Source organism: Halarchaeum grantii (assembly GCF_014647455.2).
In the GTDB taxonomy this organism is placed as follows: domain Archaea; phylum Halobacteriota; class Halobacteria; order Halobacteriales; family Halobacteriaceae; genus Halarchaeum; species Halarchaeum grantii.
Genome location: NZ_BMPF01000001.1, coordinates 717765 through 734699 on the forward strand (window position 1 = coordinate 717765; position 16935 = coordinate 734699).

General features: G+C 70.0%; 18 protein-coding genes and 2 tRNA genes. 12 read left to right on the forward strand and 8 right to left on the reverse strand.

Going from position 1 to position 16935, the window contains the following annotated elements:
- Positions 1 to 48: 48 nt before the first annotated feature.
- The gene (locus IEY12_RS03895) at positions 49 to 1206 is read right to left on the reverse strand and encodes a CBS domain-containing protein (protein ID WP_188879155.1); all 1158 of its coding nucleotides are present in this window, start codon (positions 1204 to 1206) and stop codon (positions 49 to 51) included.
- A gap of 136 nt (positions 1207 to 1342) precedes the next feature.
- On the opposite strand from IEY12_RS03895, the gene IEY12_RS15840 reads away from it, so the two are divergent.
- Positions 1343 to 1447, forward strand: a complete 105-nt coding sequence (locus IEY12_RS15840; protein ID WP_268245997.1) for a zinc ribbon domain-containing protein — start codon at positions 1343 to 1345, stop codon at positions 1445 to 1447.
- Between the two features lie 178 nt (positions 1448 to 1625).
- On the opposite strand, the gene IEY12_RS03900 is transcribed toward IEY12_RS15840, so the two are convergent.
- Positions 1626 to 1700 (reverse strand) — tRNA-Val (locus tag IEY12_RS03900).
- Between the two features lie 170 nt (positions 1701 to 1870).
- Between IEY12_RS03900 and trpD the strand changes: the two genes are divergently transcribed.
- From trpD to trpG, 4 genes are read left to right on the forward strand one after another with little or no spacing between them, the layout of a single operon-like run.
- Positions 1871 to 2878 (forward strand): anthranilate phosphoribosyltransferase, encoded by a 1008-nt coding sequence (gene trpD / locus IEY12_RS03905; protein ID WP_188879167.1) that lies wholly within the window; start codon positions 1871 to 1873, stop codon positions 2876 to 2878.
- On the forward strand, positions 2875 to 3546 hold the full coding sequence (locus IEY12_RS03910; protein WP_188879169.1) for a phosphoribosylanthranilate isomerase: 672 nt from the start codon (positions 2875 to 2877) through the stop codon (positions 3544 to 3546). Before trpD ends, IEY12_RS03910 begins: the two co-directional genes overlap by 4 nt.
- A complete protein-coding gene (gene trpE / locus IEY12_RS03915; RefSeq protein WP_188879177.1) occupies positions 3546 to 5141 on the forward strand; it encodes an anthranilate synthase component I in 1596 nt (531 codons plus the stop codon). Before IEY12_RS03910 ends, trpE begins: the two co-directional genes overlap by 1 nt.
- On the forward strand, positions 5138 to 5719 hold the full coding sequence (gene trpG, locus IEY12_RS03920; protein WP_188879181.1) for an anthranilate synthase component II: 582 nt from the start codon (positions 5138 to 5140) through the stop codon (positions 5717 to 5719). Before trpE ends, trpG begins: the two co-directional genes overlap by 4 nt.
- Here the strand turns inward: trpG and IEY12_RS03925 are convergent.
- Entirely contained in the window at positions 5716 to 5913 is a 198-nt protein-coding gene (locus tag IEY12_RS03925; RefSeq protein ID WP_188879186.1) for a DUF8029 family protein, read from the reverse strand. The genes trpG and IEY12_RS03925 overlap by 4 nt on opposite strands.
- Before the next feature lie 357 nt (positions 5914 to 6270).
- On the opposite strand from IEY12_RS03925, the gene IEY12_RS03930 reads away from it, so the two are divergent.
- From IEY12_RS03930 to IEY12_RS03940, 3 genes are all read left to right on the forward strand, one after another.
- Positions 6271 to 9453, forward strand: a complete 3183-nt coding sequence (locus IEY12_RS03930; RefSeq protein WP_188879194.1) for an adenosylcobalamin-dependent ribonucleoside-diphosphate reductase — start codon at positions 6271 to 6273, stop codon at positions 9451 to 9453.
- An 86-nt stretch (positions 9454 to 9539) separates the two neighbouring features.
- On the forward strand, positions 9540 to 9722 hold the full coding sequence (locus IEY12_RS15970) for an HVO_2523 family zinc finger protein (RefSeq protein WP_188879198.1): 183 nt from the start codon (positions 9540 to 9542) through the stop codon (positions 9720 to 9722).
- Between the two features lie 42 nt (positions 9723 to 9764).
- Complete coding sequence (locus tag IEY12_RS03940; protein WP_188879201.1) at positions 9765 to 11060, forward strand: PQQ-dependent sugar dehydrogenase; 1296 nt, start codon at positions 9765 to 9767, stop codon at positions 11058 to 11060.
- Positions 11061 to 11072: 12 nt separating this feature from the next.
- Here IEY12_RS03940 and IEY12_RS03945 read toward each other — a convergent pair whose 3' ends face one another.
- Positions 11073 to 11714: a TVP38/TMEM64 family protein gene (locus tag IEY12_RS03945; RefSeq protein WP_188879203.1), complete on the reverse strand. Its 642-nt coding sequence runs from the start codon at positions 11712 to 11714 to the stop codon at positions 11073 to 11075.
- 83 nt (positions 11715 to 11797) lie between these two features.
- On the opposite strand from IEY12_RS03945, the gene IEY12_RS15975 reads away from it, so the two are divergent.
- Positions 11798 to 12388 carry a DUF5830 family protein gene (locus IEY12_RS15975; protein ID WP_425433158.1) on the forward strand — a complete coding sequence of 197 codons (591 nt, stop codon included), beginning with the start codon at positions 11798 to 11800 and terminating at the stop codon, positions 12386 to 12388.
- Here IEY12_RS15975 and IEY12_RS03955 read toward each other — a convergent pair.
- Positions 12372 to 13325 (reverse strand): DUF7115 domain-containing protein, encoded by a 954-nt coding sequence (locus IEY12_RS03955; protein WP_188879213.1) that lies wholly within the window; start codon positions 13323 to 13325, stop codon positions 12372 to 12374. The two genes, IEY12_RS15975 and IEY12_RS03955, sit on opposite strands and share 17 nt — an antisense overlap.
- Before the next feature lie 115 nt (positions 13326 to 13440).
- Between IEY12_RS03955 and IEY12_RS03960 the strand changes: the two genes are divergently transcribed.
- Positions 13441 to 13593 (forward strand) — tRNA-Met (locus tag IEY12_RS03960).
- 45 nt (positions 13594 to 13638) lie between these two features.
- On the opposite strand, the gene IEY12_RS03965 is transcribed toward IEY12_RS03960, so the two are convergent.
- Positions 13639 to 14064 carry a hypothetical protein gene (locus tag IEY12_RS03965; protein WP_188879215.1) on the reverse strand — a complete coding sequence of 142 codons (426 nt, stop codon included), beginning with the start codon at positions 14062 to 14064 and terminating at the stop codon, positions 13639 to 13641.
- A 293-nt stretch (positions 14065 to 14357) separates the two neighbouring features.
- On the opposite strand from IEY12_RS03965, the gene IEY12_RS03970 reads away from it, so the two are divergent.
- Entirely contained in the window at positions 14358 to 14606 is a 249-nt protein-coding gene (locus tag IEY12_RS03970) for a DUF8028 family protein (RefSeq protein ID WP_229870902.1), read from the forward strand.
- Positions 14607 to 14621: 15 nt separating this feature from the next.
- Here the strand turns inward: IEY12_RS03970 and IEY12_RS03975 are convergent, their stop codons facing one another.
- Positions 14622 to 15560, reverse strand: a complete 939-nt coding sequence (locus IEY12_RS03975; protein WP_188879217.1) for a DMT family transporter — start codon at positions 15558 to 15560, stop codon at positions 14622 to 14624.
- A gap of 120 nt (positions 15561 to 15680) precedes the next feature.
- Positions 15681 to 16184: a CBS domain-containing protein gene (locus IEY12_RS03980; RefSeq protein WP_188879233.1), complete on the reverse strand. Its 504-nt coding sequence runs from the start codon at positions 16182 to 16184 to the stop codon at positions 15681 to 15683.
- A gap of 89 nt (positions 16185 to 16273) precedes the next feature.
- Here IEY12_RS03980 and IEY12_RS03985 point away from each other — a divergent pair, with 89 nt between their 5' ends.
- The gene (locus IEY12_RS03985; protein ID WP_188879251.1) at positions 16274 to 16894 is read left to right on the forward strand and encodes a ribonuclease H family protein; all 621 of its coding nucleotides are present in this window, start codon (positions 16274 to 16276) and stop codon (positions 16892 to 16894) included.
- Positions 16895 to 16935 lie beyond the last annotated feature (41 nt).

A 16935-nucleotide genomic window follows, 5' to 3' on the forward strand; every position in this document is an offset into this window, starting at 1 on the left:
CGAAGTGTCCGAACCGCGTCGAAAAAGCGGGAACGGTCGAGGACCGACTTAGAGTTCGCCGAGTTTGCGGAGGAGCTGACCCTGGTACTCCTCGTCGGACTGGATGCCCTTCTTCTCGAGGACGTTCCGCTCGAGCGTGTCGAGCGCCATGTAGAAGGCGTTGTCCGCGCCGTAGCCCTCGCCGGTGCCGGCGGCCTGGCCCTTGTTGGTGCGCAGGCGGATCTGGCACTGGATGAGCGGCGTGCCGCGCAGGCGCTCCTTGTGCTCGTGGAAGCGGACGTGCGCGTGCTGGACGGTCATCTTCGAGTACTTGCCGGCGACCTTCTCGATGCCGTCGCGGACGTCCTCGCGGGAGATGGTGTCGAGGAGGTCGATGTTCGTGATCTGGACGTCCATGTGCTCCTCCTCGGTGTAGGAGAGCGCACGGAGCACGTCGGTCTTCGTGATGACGCCGACGACCGTCGTGGCGTCACCGGCGGGCGTGACGATGAGGCCCGCGTAGTCGTTCTCGAGCATGACGCGGACGGCGTCCTCGACGTCCGTCTCGGGCGTCGTCGTCTGGACGGGGCTCGACATCACGTCGTAGACGGGGAGGTCGAGCATGCGCTCGATCTCGCCGCGTCGGTCGCCCCGCGTCGTCTTCTCGATGTCGCGCGTGACGAACTCGACGAGGTCGTACGTGGTGACGACGCCGGTGAGGTCGCCGTCGTCGTCGAGGACGGGCAGTCGGGAGACGCCGCGCTCGCGCAGGCGGTTGATGACGACGCCGACGTTGTCGTCCTCGCCGACGGTGATGACGTCCTCGGTGTAGATGTCGGAGACGGTGAGCGCGTCGAGATTGTCGATGACGGCCTCGAGGAGGTCGTCCTCGGTGAGGACGCCCCAGAGCTGGTCGGCCTCGAAGACGGGTGCGACCTTCGAGCCGCCTTCGACGAGCTTCCGGGCGGCGTCCCGAACGTCCTCGGTCCGCGTGAGCTTGGGGGCGTTCCCCTCGGGGTTCGCGATGGAGGCCGCACGCGTGTTCTCCTCGATGTGGGAGCTGAGGAGTTGCTTCTGCGTGATGACGCCGACGTACTCGGCGCCGCCGGCGCGGGTGACGATGACGCCCTTCGGGTTCGACTCCTCGAAGAGCGAGCGGACTTTCCCGAGGCGTTCCTCGGCGTCGACCTCGACGTAGTCCTGAGTCGCGATATCGGAGATGTCCATGTACCTCGAACGTTGGCCGGGTAGGGTCTAAAAGATTATTGCAGGGACAGTCCGAGTGAGAATCGGGATATTCGACCGCTCAGTAGGCGTACAGACCGCCACAAGGCATTTGCACTCATACGTGGTATTAATACTCATGGGCGAACGTGTCTGCTATCGTGAATTCTGTCCGGCGTGCGACGCACCGCTGACGCACGTCGACGAGACGTGCCCCGACTGCGGGGCCGACCTCGACGCGTAAGGGGAGTCGAAACCGAGCGCGGGGGACGCCCCACTCACCAACGTATGCCGGTGTGCGCCACGCCGCGCGGATGTGCGGGGGAGGCGCTCGCTGGGGACGCACCGCTCGTCGTCTCGGTTCTCACCCGGTCACCCGCGAAACGATTCACCGGTGGCTCTCCGGTGTGAGATCGTAGAAGTGGGTTGGGGCGGATTTGAACCGCCGGCCTCCTCCATGTCAAGGAGGTGTCATAGCCTGACTAGACCACCAACCCTCGGTGGCGCGCTCCTCCGAACGCATCTCTTCGTAGTCCGGGGGTATAGTTGAAGGTTTCGAACCGGGTGTTTCCCCGTGAACTATTCCCACTCGGGGAGCCCGCGACAGGCTTATAGTGGTGTACAGACTTGTACATCATAAGCCGAATTCGTACACCGGTGCCCCACCATGCAGGACTACATCGAACGCGTCACCGAGGGAGAGGACTTGACGGTCGCCGAAGCACGCGAGGCCGCCACCGCCGTCTTCGAGAGCGCGACGGAGGCACAGATCGGCGCGCTGCTCGCCGCGCTCCGCGCGAAGGGCGAGACCGAGGCCGAGATCGCGGGCTTCGCGCAGGGGATGCGGGAGGCCGCCATCACCATCGACCCCGACCGGAGCCCGCTCGTCGACACCTGCGGGACGGGCGGCGACGACTACAACACGATCAACGTCTCCACGACGTCCGCCATCGTCGTCGCCGCCGCCGACGTCCCCGTCGCCAAGCACGGCAACTACTCCGTCTCCTCCTCCTCGGGCAGCTCAGACGTCCTCGAAGAGGTCGGCGTCGACCTCGACACCACGCCCGAGGCCGTCGAGTCCCACATCGAGGAGTTCGGCATCGGGTACATGCACGCCCCCGCGTTCCACCCCGCGATGAAGGCCGTCATCGGCCCGCGCCGCGAGCTCGGGATGCGCACCATCTTCAACGTCCTCGGGCCGCTCACGAACCCGGCGGGCGCGGACGCACAGGTCCTCGGCGTCTACGACCCCGACCTCGTCCCCGTCATCGCGGAGGCGCTCACGGAGATGCCCGCCGGGGACGCCCTCGTCGTGCACGGGAGCGGCCTCGACGAGATCGCGGTCCACGGCGAGACGGTCGTCGCGGAAGTCCACGGCGACGATGTCGAGGAGTACACGCTCACCCCCGACGACCTCGGTCTGGAGCGCTCGCCCATCGACGCCATCGCGGGCGGCACGCCCGAGGCGAACGCCGCCGACTTACGCGGCATCGTCGAGGGGGAGGTGACCGGCGCGAAGCGCGACGTCATCCTCGCGAACGCGGGCGCGGCCGTCTACGTCGCCGGCGAGGCCGAGTCGCTCGAAGCCGGCGTCGAGGCCGCCCGCGACGCCATCGACTCCGGCGCGGCCGCCGCGAAGCTCGCCGACCTCTGCGGCCCAGAAGGCGAGCGATGACGGCGACGCGAACGAAGGTCTGCGGCCTGACGAGCGCCGAGGACGTCGCCGCCGCCGTCGAGGCGGGCGCTGACGCCCTCGGGTTCATCGTGGACGTGCCGGTGGAGACGCCGCGCGAGGTGTCGGTCGAGCGCGCGGCCGACCTCGTCGCGGCCGCGCCGCCGTTCGTCTCGACGGTGCTCGTGACGATGGCCGACCCGGAGGCGGTGCCGACGCTCCACGACGCCGTGGGGACGGACGCCGTCCAACTGCACGGCGACCTCCCCGCAGAGCGAGTGGCGAGCCTCGCGAGCGTGCTGGACGCGCGCGTGGTGAAAACCGTGGACGCGGACGACCCCGAGGCGGCGCGCGACTACGACGGCGTCGCGGACGCCCTCCTCGTGGACTCGACGGACGCGTCCGGTGCGGGCGGCACGGGTCGGACCCACGACTGGACGGTGACGCGCGACCTCGCCGCCGAGCTCGACGCCCCGGTCGTCCTCGCGGGCGGCCTCACCCCCGCGAACGTCGCGGAGGCGGTGCGGACGGTGGAGCCGTACGCGGTGGACGTCGCGTCCGGCGTCGAGTCCGAGGGCGGCGTGAAGGACCACGACGCCGTGCGGTCGTTCGTCGCGAACGCGACGCGCGCGTTCGACGGCGCCGACGACGAACCGGAGGTGTCGCCCTGATGGGGTTCGACGTGACGCGCGAGGCGTTCGTCGAGCGCGCGGCCGGCGACGGCCCCGGCGTCGTCTACGCCGAAGCCACGCTGGACGCGGACGTCTCGCCGCTCGCGGCGTACGCGGCGCTCGCGGACGGCGACTACGCCTTCCTCCTCGAGTCCGCCGAGAAGACGGCGGCCTCCGACCCCGGCGGGGCGTTCCGACCCCGCGACGCGGCGGGCGAGCGCCACGCGCGCTACTCCTTCGTCGGCTACGACCCGGATGCGGTGGTGCGCGCGACGCCCGAGGGAGCGAGCGTGGAGCGCCTCTCGGACACCCGCGCCGCCCGCTCGGTGGCGCCGGGCGGCGGCGACGTCCTCGACCAGCTGCGCGGGTCGCTCCCGTCGGTCGAACGGCGGGGCTTCCCGGAGAGCGAGCGCCAGCTCCTCGACGGCGGGCTCGTGGGGTTCGTCGCCTACGACGCCGTCTACGACCTCTGGCTCGAGGAGGTCGGCGTCGAGCGCCCGGAGACCGCCCTGCCGGACGCGGAGTTCCTCCTGAACACGGCCGTCCTGCGCTTCGACCGCGCGACGGGGACGCTCTCGCTCGTCTGCACGCCCGTCGTCGACCCCGACGCGGACGACGCCGGCGCGGTCTACGACGACCTCGTCGCGGAGGCCGAGCGCGTCGAGGACGCACTCGCGGACGCGAGCGACCCCGACACCGGTGGCTTCGAGCGGACGGCGACACACGCCGGCCCGCAGGACGAATACGAGGACGCGGTCGAGCGCGCGAAGGACGCGGTGCTCGACGGCGAGATCTATCAGGGCGTCATCTCGCGCACGCGCGAACTCGAGGGCGACCTCGACCCGCTCGGGCTCTACGCGGCGCTGCGCGAGATCAACCCCTCGCCGTACATGTACGTCCTGAAGCACGACGAGCGGACGGTCGTCGGTGCGAGCCCGGAGACGCTCGTGAGCGTCCACGGCCGCGAAGTCCTCAACAACCCCATCGCGGGCACGTGCCCGCGGGGAACGAGCCCCGTGGAGGACCGCCGACTCGCCGGCGAGATGCTCGCGGATGAGAAGGAGCGCGCGGAGCACACGATGCTCGTCGACCTCGCGCGCAACGACGTCCGCCGGGTGAGCGAGGCGGGGTCCGTCAGGGTCCCGGAGTTCATGCGCGTCCTCAAGTACAGCCACGTCCAGCACATCGAGTCGACTGTGACGGGCCGCCTGCGCGAGGAGATGGACGCCTTCGACGCGATTCGCGCGTCGTTCCCGGCGGGGACGCTCTCGGGCGCGCCAAAGGTGCGCGCGATGGAGCTCATCGACGAGCTCGAGCGCACACCGCGAGGGATCTACGGCGGCGGGGTGGGGTACGTCTCGTGGACGGGCGACGCGGACGTTGCGATCTGCATCCGCACCGCGACCGCCCATCACGGCGCGGGTGATGCGGGCGCGGACGTCGTTCGCGTCCGGGCGGGCGCGGGCGTCGTCGTGGACTCCGACCCGACGAGCGAGTACGAGGAGACGGAGAAGAAGATGGGCGGCGTCCTCGACGCGCTCGACGAGATCACGCGACCGGCCGATGCGGACGGAGACGCGGAGGTGGAGCGATGAAGGTCGTCTTCGTCGACAACTTCGACTCGTTCACGTACAACCTCGTGGAGTACGTGAGCGAGCACCCGGGCGTGGAGACGGCGGTGCTGAAGAACACGGCGTCGGTCGCGGAGATCGAGGCGGAGGAGCCGGACGCGCTCGTCATCTCGCCCGGCCCCGGCCACCCGAAGAACGCGCGCGACGTCGGCGTCACGGCGGCCGTCCTCACGGGCCTCAGCCACGAGGTGCCGACGCTCGGCGTCTGTCTCGGGATGGAGGCGGCGGCCTACGAGTACGGCGGGGCGGTCGGGCACGCGCCCGAGCCCATCCACGGGAAGGCCTACCCGATCGAGCACGACGGCGCGGGCGTCTACCGCGGCCTCGAGCAGGGCTTCCAGGCGGGGCGCTATCACTCCCTCATCTGCACGACGATCCCGGACTGCTTCGAGGTCACGGCGACGACGGAGCACGACGGCGAGACGCTCCCGATGGGGATTCGCCACCGCGAGCATCCCATCGAGTGCGTGCAGTTCCACCCGGAGAGCGTCCTCACCGGAGTCGGCCACGACGTCGTCTCGAACTTCCTCGAGACCGTCTAGGCCAGAACCGTCGTCACGACCCAGAGCGCGCCGATGACGACGACGGCGAGCACGAGGAGTTTCCACGCGACGTTCAGGACGAACTTCCCGACGAGCACGACGACGAGCGCCGCGATGAGCGCGACGAGGAGCGTGCCGAGTTGGCCGCCGGGGATACCGAACGCGAGCGGGAGTGCGGATGCCGTGTGGGACATACGGAGAGCGTCGCGGGCGACGGGCATAGTCGTGGCGGCGGCCGGCCGGTCGACCTCGGCGTGTCGGGTCGGCGACCGAGTCGCGAAACTGAAAACCGACATCCGGCACGGCGTCACGCTCGTTTCACCGTCCACTTTCAGGTCGCTTTGCGAGACGTTATTGCCCCCGCGAGAGTAGTGACGTAGCACCCGCGTGGTCGGTGTGATAGACACTAGTTCACGGCCCTGTCGCCGTGAACGGAAGTACTATGACCGACCCGCCAGTAACGATTGGTCGTCTCCGAACGACCCTTTCCACCCATCATCCATGACCCTGAAACCCACTTGTACGTCACCGACAGCACGGAGGGCCGCCGCATGAGTTCGCACGACCTGAGCGCGGACGAGATCACGCTCCCGATCAAGCGCGTCGACGGCGACACGCTCGAGGAGCGCATGACCGCGAACGCCTACAACAACATCCTGCCGGCGCGCTACCTCCGACAGAACGCCGACGGCGAGCTGATCGAGGACCAGGAGGACCTCTTCGAGCGCGTCGCGAAGAACATCGCGCTCGCGGAGGCCGTCTACGAGGCGGAGAACCAGGGCGTCGAGGTCCTCGTCTCCCCCGACCAGCTGAAGCCCGACCACCCGCGCCGCGACGAACTCGCCGCCGAGGTCTTCGGCGAGGGCACGACGGCCGAGGACGACGTCGAGATCGAGCTCGACGAGGAGAACGTCAACAAGTTCGCCTACGACACCATCGTCCCCGAGCTCCCCGACGAGGTCCGCGCGCACGTCGAGGACACCGCGGAGCGCTTCGAGTCGCTGATGAGCCGCCTCGCGTTCATGCCGAACTCCCCCACCCTGATGAACGCCGGCGACGAGCTCCAGCAGCTCTCCGCCTGCTTCGTCGACTCCCCCGCCGACGACCTCACCGACATCCACCAGACCGCGAAGGAAGCGGCGGAGGTCTTCCAGAGCGGTGGCGGGATGGGCTACGCCTTCTGGCAGCTCCGGCCGTTCGGCGACCCCGTCGGCTCCACCGGCGGCATCGCCTCCGGCCCCATCACGTTCATGCGGACGTTCGACCAGATGTGCGAGACCATCGCCCAGGGCGGGGCGCGGCGCGGCGCACAGATGGGCGTCATGCGCATCAGCCACCCGGACGTCATCGAGTTCATCCACGCGAAGAACAAGGACGTCTCCCTCGCGCACTGCCTGAAGCTGAACGACCCCGACGACTACACGTACACGACGTTCAGCGAGGCCCTCGAGGAGGCCCGCGAGCTCATCGACGAGGACGGCAAGGTCCCCAAGCACCTGCGGAACGCCGTCGAGGGCCACCTCTCGAACTTCAACATCTCCGTCGGCGTCACGAACGGCTTCATGGAGGCCCTCCAGAACGGCGAGGAGTACACCTTCACGAACCCGCGGACGGGCGAGCCCCACATCGCCACCGAGGAGACGAAGGAGATGTACGAGCGCTACGACCTCGCGGAGCACGTCGAGGTCGGCGAGGAGTTCTCCATCCCCGCAGAGCTCCTCTGGGAGCGCATCGTCGAGGGCGCCCACGAGAACGGCGAACCCGGCGTCATCTACCTCGAGCGCGCGAACGACGAGCACTCCTTCGACGTCGAGGAGCACCCCGACCACCGGATGCTCGCGACGAACCCCTGTGGCGAGCAGCCCCTCGAGGAGTACGAGGCCTGTAACCTCGGGCACATCAACCTCTCGACGGTCGTCGCCGAGGACGCGCCCGACTGGCGCGTCTGGAGCGAGGAGCACGAGTACGACACGCTCGAGGAGGGCATCAGTCGCTTCCTCGACGAGGCCCTCGACATGGAGGAGTTCGACTACCGCATCGAGACCGGCACACGGTTCCTCGAGAATGTCGTCACGATGTCGGACTTCCCCGTGCCGGAGATCGAGGAGAAGGTCGCCGAGATGCGCAAGATCGGCCTCGGCATCATGGGCCTCGCGCAGCTCTACGTCCAGCTCGGGATGCCGTACGGCGACGAGCCCGCGAACGAGGTCGCGAGCCAGGTGATGCAGCACATCAACCACGGCTCGAAGACGGCCTCGCACGAGCTCGCGGAGGAGCGCGGCTCCTTCGACGAGTGGGACAAGTCGAAGTACGCGAACCCGACGGAGTACGCCGAGTGGTTCGAGCACCACACCGGCGAGAGCGCGGCGGAGTGGGCGGACGGCTACCCCATCCGCAACCACAACACGACCACCATCGCGCCGACCGGCACCACGAGCATGGTCGGCAACACCACGGGTGGCTGTGAGCCCATCTACAACGTCGCCTACTACAAGAACGTCTCCGACGACGTGCAGGGCGACGAGATGCTCGTCGAGTTCGACGACTACTTCCTGCGCACCCTCGAGGCCAACGACATCGACGTCGAGGCCGTGAAGGAAGAAGCGCAAGAGCAGATGGCGAGCAACGAGTTCGACGGCGTCACCGGCCTCACGACGGTCCCGAACGCCATCGGCGAACTCTTCGTCGTCACCGCCGACCTCTCCGGGAAGCAGCACGCGGCCGTCCAGTGCGCGTGTCAGGACGGCGTCGACTCCGCCATCTCGAAGACCTGCAACTTCCCGAACGACGCGTCCGTCGAGGACATGCGCGAGGTCTACGAGTACATCTACGAGCACGGCGGGAAGGGCGTCACCGTCTACCGCGACGGTACCCGGAACAAGCAGGTGCTCACGACGCGCGCGGAGAACTCGGAGTTCTCCGACATGGAGGAGGACGAGGCCGCCGAGGCGATGCTGGAGAGCATCCAGGAGACGTTCGGCGACCTCGAGGGCTTCCTCGAGAACGAGTCGGTCCGCGACGCCGTCGGCGAGGACGCCGACGAGCTCGTCGACATCGACGTCGCGCCCTCCGGCGCGCAGAAGCGCCCGCGCCCGGACGTCCTCTACGGCGTCACTCAGCGCATCGACACGGGCTACGGGAAGCTCTACGTGAACATCAACGAGGACGAGAACGGCCGGCCGTTCGAGCTCTTCGCGAACATCGGCAACTCCGGTGGCTTCACGGCCTCCTTCACGGAGTCGCTCGCGAAGACGGTGTCGACGGCGCTGCGCGCCGGCGTCGACCCCGAGGAGATCGCGAGCGAGCTGCAGGGCATCCGCTCCCCGAAGGTCGCCTGGGACAAGGGCGAGCAGATCAACTCCATCCCGGACGCCATCGGCACGGCGATGCGCCGCTACCTCGACGGCGAGATCGACAAGCAGGTGCCCAAACAGCAGAACCTCACCGAGCTCACCGACGAGGACGTCGAAGACGCCGAGACGGAGGCCGTCGAGACGGACGGCGCCGGCGTCGACGTCGGCGACGCCGCCAACCCGAACGTCGACGTCGGCGGGGACGTCGCCGCGCCCGGCGAGGGCGACGGCCAGCCGAACGGCGCGTCCGGTGACGACGCGACCTCGGACCTCCTCGCGGCCGGCGAGAGCCCCGAGTGCCCGGACTGCGGTGCGATGGACCTCTACTACTCCGAGGGCTGCAAGACCTGCCAGTCCTGCGGTTGGTCCGAGTGCTCGTAGCGTAGCGACACACACCACGTCTCTCTCCCTCTGCGTTCTTCTCGCGACGCGCAACGCTCATACGCGCGAGCCGTGAGTGTCCGACTATGAGCGACGCCGACGGCGAACCCGGCGCGGACGCTGGCGACGCCGACGCTGCTGGAAGCGACGGCGAGCGCGGCGGCCGGCCGTGCCCGCTGTGCGAGCGGCCGATGTACAAGCGCCACTGCAAGTACGTCTGCCCGACGCACGGTGTCGTCGTGGACTGTTCGGATCCGTTCGTCTTCTGAGCCGCACGTAGCTATTTCCGCTCGCGCGCCGACGCTCCCGGTATGGAGTACTCACGCCGCGCGCTCCTCCGTGCCGGTGGCGCGCTCGGCCTCGGCGCGCTCGCGGGATGTAGCGCGCCATCGGACGGGTCGACCACGACGGCGACCGGCGGGGCCGGGAGCACGTCGCTCGGCGTCGAACCGGTCGCGTCGGGGTTCGTCTCACCGGTCGACGTCGCCGTCGGCGGCGGGGAGACGCTCGTCGCGGACCAAGTGGGCGTGCTCTATCGCCTCGGGGCGGGCGGACGCGAGCGCGTGCTCGACCTCCGGACCGCCACGGTAAACGTCTCGGGCTACGACGAGCGCGGCCTCCTCGGGGTCGCGCTCCACCCCGACTTCCCGGATACCGAGGAAGCGTACGCCTACTACAGCGCGCCGCGACGCGAGGGGACGCCGGACGGCTACGACCACACGTCCGTCCTCGCGGCGTTCGACTGGACGGACGGCGTCTTCGACCCGGCGAGCGAGCGCGTCCTCCTCGAAATCCCGGAGCCACAGTCGAACCACAACGGCGGCGCGCTCGCGTTCGGCTCCGACGGCTACCTCTACGTCGGCGTCGGCGACGGCGGCGGCGCGAACGACACGGGACGCGGGCACGTTTCGGACTGGTACGAGGCGAACGCGGGCGGAAACGGGCAGGACACGGCGACGAACCGCCTCGGGAGCGTCCTCCGTATCGACGTCGACGCGACGGAGGGCGAGCGACCGTACGGCATCCCCGAGAGCAACCCGCTCGCGGACGCCGCGTATCCCGAGCAGTACGCGTGGGGCTTCCGGAACCCGTGGCGGCTGAGTTTCGACGAGGTCGGGTTGCTCGTCGCGGACGTCGGGCAGAACCGCTACGAGGAGGTGAACCTGGTCGAACGCGGCGGGAACTACGGGTGGAACGTCCGCGAGGGGCGCCACTGCTTCGCGGCGGCCGCGCCCTCGGAGCCGCCGGAGTCGTGCCCGAGCGAGACGCCGGACGGAACGCGCCTTCGCGACCCCGTGATCGAGTACCCGCATCGCGGCGACGGCGTCGCGGGCATCGCGGTGGTCGGCGGCCACGTCTATCGCGGCGAGGCGCTCGACGGCCTGCGCGGCGCGTACGTCTTCGCGGACTGGCAGGCGGACGGGCGCGTGTTCGTCGCGACGCCCAAGGGCGAGTCGTGGCCGACGCGCGTCGCGCCGGTAGACGGCCTCGGGGGCTACGTCACCGCGTTCGGGAAGGACGCGGAGGGCGAACTGCTCGTCTGCACGAACGAGACGGGGACCGTCTCGGGGTCGTCCGGGAGCGTCGTCCGACTCGCCGCCGAGTAGTCCCCCGTCGAGCTACCGCCGGCGCCACACCGCGTAAGCGGGGCCGGCGAGGAGCGCGACGCCGAGCGCGGCGATGGCGACGGCGAGACGCGGGTCGAAGTGGACGGCGGTAGCGGTGAACGAGTCGAGGCCGACGCCGACCGCGACGGCGGCGACGGTCCACGGGAGTTCGCCGATGGCGGTGCCGAGGGCGAACACGCCGACGGGGACGCGGGCGGCGCCGGCCGCGCCGGAGATGGCTTCGGCGGGCGTCGGCGCGAGGCGCGCGGCGACGACGCCGCGAAGGCCCCCGGCGGCGTCGAAGAAGCGCGCGCTCCCGTCGCGGAACCGGCCGACGAGCGGCCAGTCGGGCGGGAGGGAGCGGGCGGCGTAGTAGGGTAGCAGGCTGGTCGCGACGGCGCCACAGAGCGCGAGCGGGAGGCCGACGAGGAAGCCGTACTGGTAGCCACAGAGCGCGGAGAGGACGGTGATGGGCCACGCGAGGAACGGCCGGGCGAGGTAGAGCGCGAGGAGGACGAGCGGGAACCACGGGCTCGCGAGGAGCGCGCGGACGTGCCCGAGGACCGCCGACGGGGAGGCGAGGAGGGCGAGCGCGACGAGCGCGACGAGACCGCAGACGGCGGCGGCGTGTCGCGCGCGGGGGAGGCGACTCACTCCGCGAGCGTAGGCCGTCGGCGAGGATAGGTCTTCTTCTCCGACCGCAGGCGCTATGTCGTCGGAGGGCGCACTGGCGCGTAGTGAGCGAGGAGGAACCGGGAGCGCGCGAGGATGACACCGAGCGGCCACGCCGCGAGGACGACACCGAACGCCAGCACCGTGCGGACGCGACGCTCGACGACCCGCGCTTTCGCGAGAGCGACACCGAACGGACACGACGTGAGGACGACACCGATGGCGCCGACCCCGACGAGGAAGACGAGTCGGGCGGCGACGGCGGGCCCGAGTCCCCAGAGTCCGTGGACGGGACGGCCGAGGACCCCGATCCGGTCGAGCTCGGCGTCGCGCTCGTCGAGCGCATCGAGGACGACGAGCTGTCGATGGCGGAGCTGATGGACCGCGTGGAGACGGTGTCGACGCATCCGCGCATCGTCAGCGAGATCATCGATGCCGCCGAGGAGCGCGGCCTCGTCGAGCGCGACGGCGCGACCGTCCGCCCGCAGGGCGGCGGCTACGTGCGCTTCGGCGCGGACGTCATCACGAAGGAGGGCGAGTTCTCCTGTCGGCGCTGTGGTACCGGGCTCTCCGAGGGCTACTTCATCGACCTCGACGCGGGCGAAGTCGGGCCGTTCGGCTCGTCGTGCATCCGGAAGGTCACCGGTCGCGAATAGTCTCGAGGAGGTCGTCGACGCGCTCGGCCTGCTCGTCGAGCAGGTCGAGTTGGGCGTCGAGGGCGGCGCGTTGGCGCTCGATGGCGTCGCGCTGTGCGTCCGCGCGCTCGCGCTGGTCGGCGAGCGCGTCCCGGAGCTCTTCGAGGTCGGCTTCGAGCGCGTCGAAGTCGACGTCCGGCCCGGGGTCGGTCGCGGCGTCGAGCGCGTCGCTCGCGGACGCGCCCGCGTCGTCGGGGTCGAACGCGAGCGCGGGGTCGGCGTCCGAGTCGTCCGTCGTTTCGGGTGCGTCGTCCTCGTCGGGCGCGACGGCGCGGCGGAACGCGTCGTAGTCGGCGACGCCGTGCGCCTCGAAGAGCGCGGTTTCGACGGTTTCGCGGACGTCGCGGAAGCGCTCGTCGGGCACTTTGATGCGCTGTGTGCGCCCCGTCGTCTCGAGGACGAGTTGGCTGGCGACCGACCCCTCCTCGGCGGTGACGTCCGTGACGTCCGCGTAGGGGATGACCTCGTAGTCGCCGTCCCAGACGGCGCCGCCGACGTGGCGGACGAGGCGCTCGCTCGTGACGACGAGCGTGAGCTCGCTGAAGCGGTACGTCCGGACGACGCGCTCGCCCGAGTCGGTGACGCCGCCGGCGTTCAGAACGCCGGCGAGGACGGGGTGGAGGACGTCGTCGAGCGCGCGCGACGGGACGTCGAAGGAGGACTCGCCGTCGAGGCCGTAGTCGAGCGTGATGGTCGCCGTCCGGCGGCCCTCCGAGGCGATGACGCGCTCGGCGTCGTGGTCGTAGGCGGTGACGGATTCGTTGCTGAGGAGGCCGTCGGCGCGGTAGACGAGCGTTCGTGTCGGCGTGACGAGGAGCACGTCGTCCCCGCGAAGCGGGACGCGCGCGGCGACTGACTCGTCGCCGAGGGCGTCCGTGACGGCGTCGGGTACGTCCATACGGCGTCCTACTGCCGGCCGGACATAAACCCGACGCCGAGGTCGTGTCCCGTGTTGGCGCACCCCGGGACCGAAAGAGAACTTTAATACGGGGCCTCCGCTTAGCCGGGGATGAGCCCGGGTGGCTTAGTCTGGTCATAGCGCCGCACTCATAGGGTTCAGAGATTCGGTGCGGCAGCCATTCGGAGGCTGTGCGTGTCCCCCGAGGCCCGCCGAGCCTCGAACCTGGGACATGCGGAGGCCGAGGGTTCGAACCCCTCCCCGGGCATTCTGCTACCTTTTACGGACCCACGTAGCAGTGCGTGGCGTTCGACTACGCGCGGACGGGGTCGTGGACGTTGCCGGTCACAGCATCGTTGGCGTCCTGCCACGTCCGGTCTTTCGCGCGCGCGATGTCCTCGACGATGCGGTCCGTGCGGTCGCCGCCCGCGCCGAACTCGGTGTAGAGGCGCATGAAGTCCTCGGCGACGTCGTGGGCGTCCGCGAGCGACGGAACGGCCGCGAGCTCGTCGGTGTCGAGGCCGGTCTCGGCGGTCCCGTACCGGACGTCGACGCGGTAGCCGCGTCCGTCCTCGGCGACGCTCTCGGGAACGCGTGCGGGTGCGAGGACGACGCGGAGGTGCTGGTCGAGGTGTTCGTACTCGACGACGGCGCGCGGGTCGTACTTCCGGCCGGCGTCCTCCTCCCACTCGGGGTCGTCGCGCGTCCAGTTCGGCGGCGTGGTGAGGCCATCGGTCATACCTCGGCGTTCGCCCGGCCCCCTGAAACCGCTACTGGCCCCGCGGGTGGTGAGCGCGCACGCCGCGCTCGACGGCGCCGTCGCGTAGCGATGCATCGCCGACGTACACGAACGATAGTTCGATACGCGATAGCGGTCTTAGATGCGCCTTTGAAACGTCTAACAGTCTCTGAATCGGCCGTGAAACGTCCGGCGTGGCCAGCGGTACGGGCGTGAGCGGCGTGAAACGAACGGAAGGATCGACCCCATATATCCGGATGGGGGCCGTGGTATCCGATGAGGTCACCCCGCCCATGTCGAGTCAGAACCACCCCCTCCACGAACTCCCGTTGGATAGCCTCCACAGCCACACCGACGGGCTCGCCCTCCTCCGTCGGCCCCTCGAAGCCATCGGCTTCTGGAGCGCCGTCGTCCTCCCGTTCCTCTACGTCCCGCTCGTGTTCAGCGGCCTCCAGTCGACCGGAACGCAGTACGCGTTCGCGCTCCTCGTCGCCCTCCACGTCGTCGCGCTCGTCGCCGGGCGCGGCTACCACGCCGAGTGACGGTTTTTCTTCTCGCTAGTCGAGCACGCCGACGCGCCGGAGTTCCGCGAGCAGCGCCGCCCGCTTCAGCAGGCAGAAGCCGGCGAAGATGACGAGGAAGCCGACGGCCGTCGTCGCGTCGAGCGACTCGCCGAGTAGGAGCCAGCCGACGACGGCGGCGACGACGGGCGCGACGTAGGAGACGAGGTTGATCTCGATGGAGCCGAGGCGCTCGTGTAGGTCGAAGTAGAGGAGGAAGCCGAGCGCGCTCGCGACGACGGAGAGGTAGAGGAGTGCGCCGACGCTCTCGACGGTGAGCGGAATCCGCTGTGATTCGCCGAGCGCGACGCTCGCGGCGTTCATGAGGAGCGCGCCGAAGAGCATCGACCACGCCTCCATCGTCTCGGCGGGGAGGCCGGCGTCGATGCGTTCGGTGAGGACGCTGCCGAGCGCGAACGACGCGGCGGCGCAGAAGACGAGGAGGGGGCCGAGCGCGTTCGACCCGACGACGGCGGAGAGGTCGCCGCTCGCGAACACCTCGGGCGGGACGACGAGGACGGCGACGCCGACGAGGCCGAGGAGGAGGCCGAGCACGCCGAGCGCGGAGAGGCGCGTGCTCGGGAGGAGCGAGCGACTGAACGCCGTCGTGAGCACGGGACTGAGGCTGACGACGACGGCGGCGGACGCGGAGGTGACGCCGGGGAGGTCCTCGCCGACGAAGAGGAAGGCGTGGTAGGCGGCGATGAGGAGGACGGCACCGACGGCGACCGCGAGCCAGTCCGCGCGCGTCTCGGGGCGCCACCGGTCGGTCGCGTACCACGCGTACGCGAGCATCAGGACGGCGGCGACGTCGTAGCGCAGCGCCGCGAAGAAGACGGGGTCGAAGAACGCGAGGCCGGCCTTGATCGCGACGAACGCCGACCCCCACGCGAGGGCGAGCACGCAGAAGAGCAGGAGGGTCCGATATCGGGACACGGCGGAACGATGGCTCCGCCGCCACTCAACGTTTCGATAAGCGCTCGCTCGCGGTGGGCCCCGCGTCGCGCGCCACTCGACCGTCCGCCGCGTCCCACGATGGATGCCGCGTCGAGCGCGTTACGCCGCGTCGCCCGTCCGCTCGCGGTGGACGGCGCGCAGGACGTCCTGTCTGGTGACGATCCCGACGAGGTGCCCGTCCTCGACGACGGGGATGCGATTGACGTCCTCCTCCTCATCGGCGAGCACGCCGAGCACGTCGTCGAGGGTCGCCTCGGGCGTGACCGTCCGGACGTCCGTCGTCATCACCTCGCGGATCGGCTTCCCGGCGTTCTTCGCGAGGTCGAGTTCGACGTCGAGTTCGTCCCACGAGAGGTCGAGGGCGTACGTCAGGCTCTCGAGGAAGGGCGGGAAGCCGAACGGGACGTAGAGCGTGCGGTCGCTCGGCTGGAAGATGTCGACGAGGTCGTGCTCGGTGACGATGCCGACGAGTTCGCTCCCCTCGACGACGGGGAAGCCCGTGAAGTCGCGTCGGGAGAGCTTCGTGAGCACCTCGCCGATCTCGTCGTCGGGCGCGACGGTCTCGACGTCCGTCGTCATCAGCTCGCGTGCGGTGAGTCCCATAGTGACCAGTCGGCGGAGACCGTAGTAGTAGTTGTGGGACGGCCCGAATCGGCGCACGGTTTAAGTCCGAGCGTCAGGTACCCACGAGTATGGCCACCGTGGGCCGCCACCGGCTGCGTGAGCTGTTCGACGACTCACCGACCCCGCATATCGCACACTACCCCCACACGCACCGACGCGATTACTACGTCGCGACGGACGGGTCGTTCGCCCCCGATGGGGGCGGCCTCGGTGTCGTCGTCGAGACGCGGAGCGGCGAGCGCGTCGCGCGCCTCGCGCTCCCGGACGCCGCGCCCGACAACAACGTCGCGGAGTACCGCGCGCTCCACCTCGGTCTCGACGTCCTCGCGCACCGCGCGCCGGCGGACGCGAACGTCGGCGTCCTCGTCGACCACAGCGACCTCGCGGCGGACGTCAACCTCGCCGTCCTCGCCGCGCGCGGCCCCGATTATCGCCCGCTCCGGGACGTCACCGTCCCGAGCGGCGCCGCGAACCACTGGCGCGGCATCCGCGCGCGCATCGCCGGCTTCGGGAAGCTCCGCGCCGCCGAGCTCCCGAGCGGGGAGAACCCCGCGCACGCCCTCGCGAACGCCCCCGAGCAGTACGGGCACGTCAACGACGAGCCCGCGAAGTGTACGCTCCCCGACGTCGAGGCGGACGAGCCCCAGATCCCGCCGCCGAGCCGCGCGAACCGACACGCCGGGGACTGAGGGACTCGGGCGACGACAGGGCGGGCGCGGGCGTCTCGCGC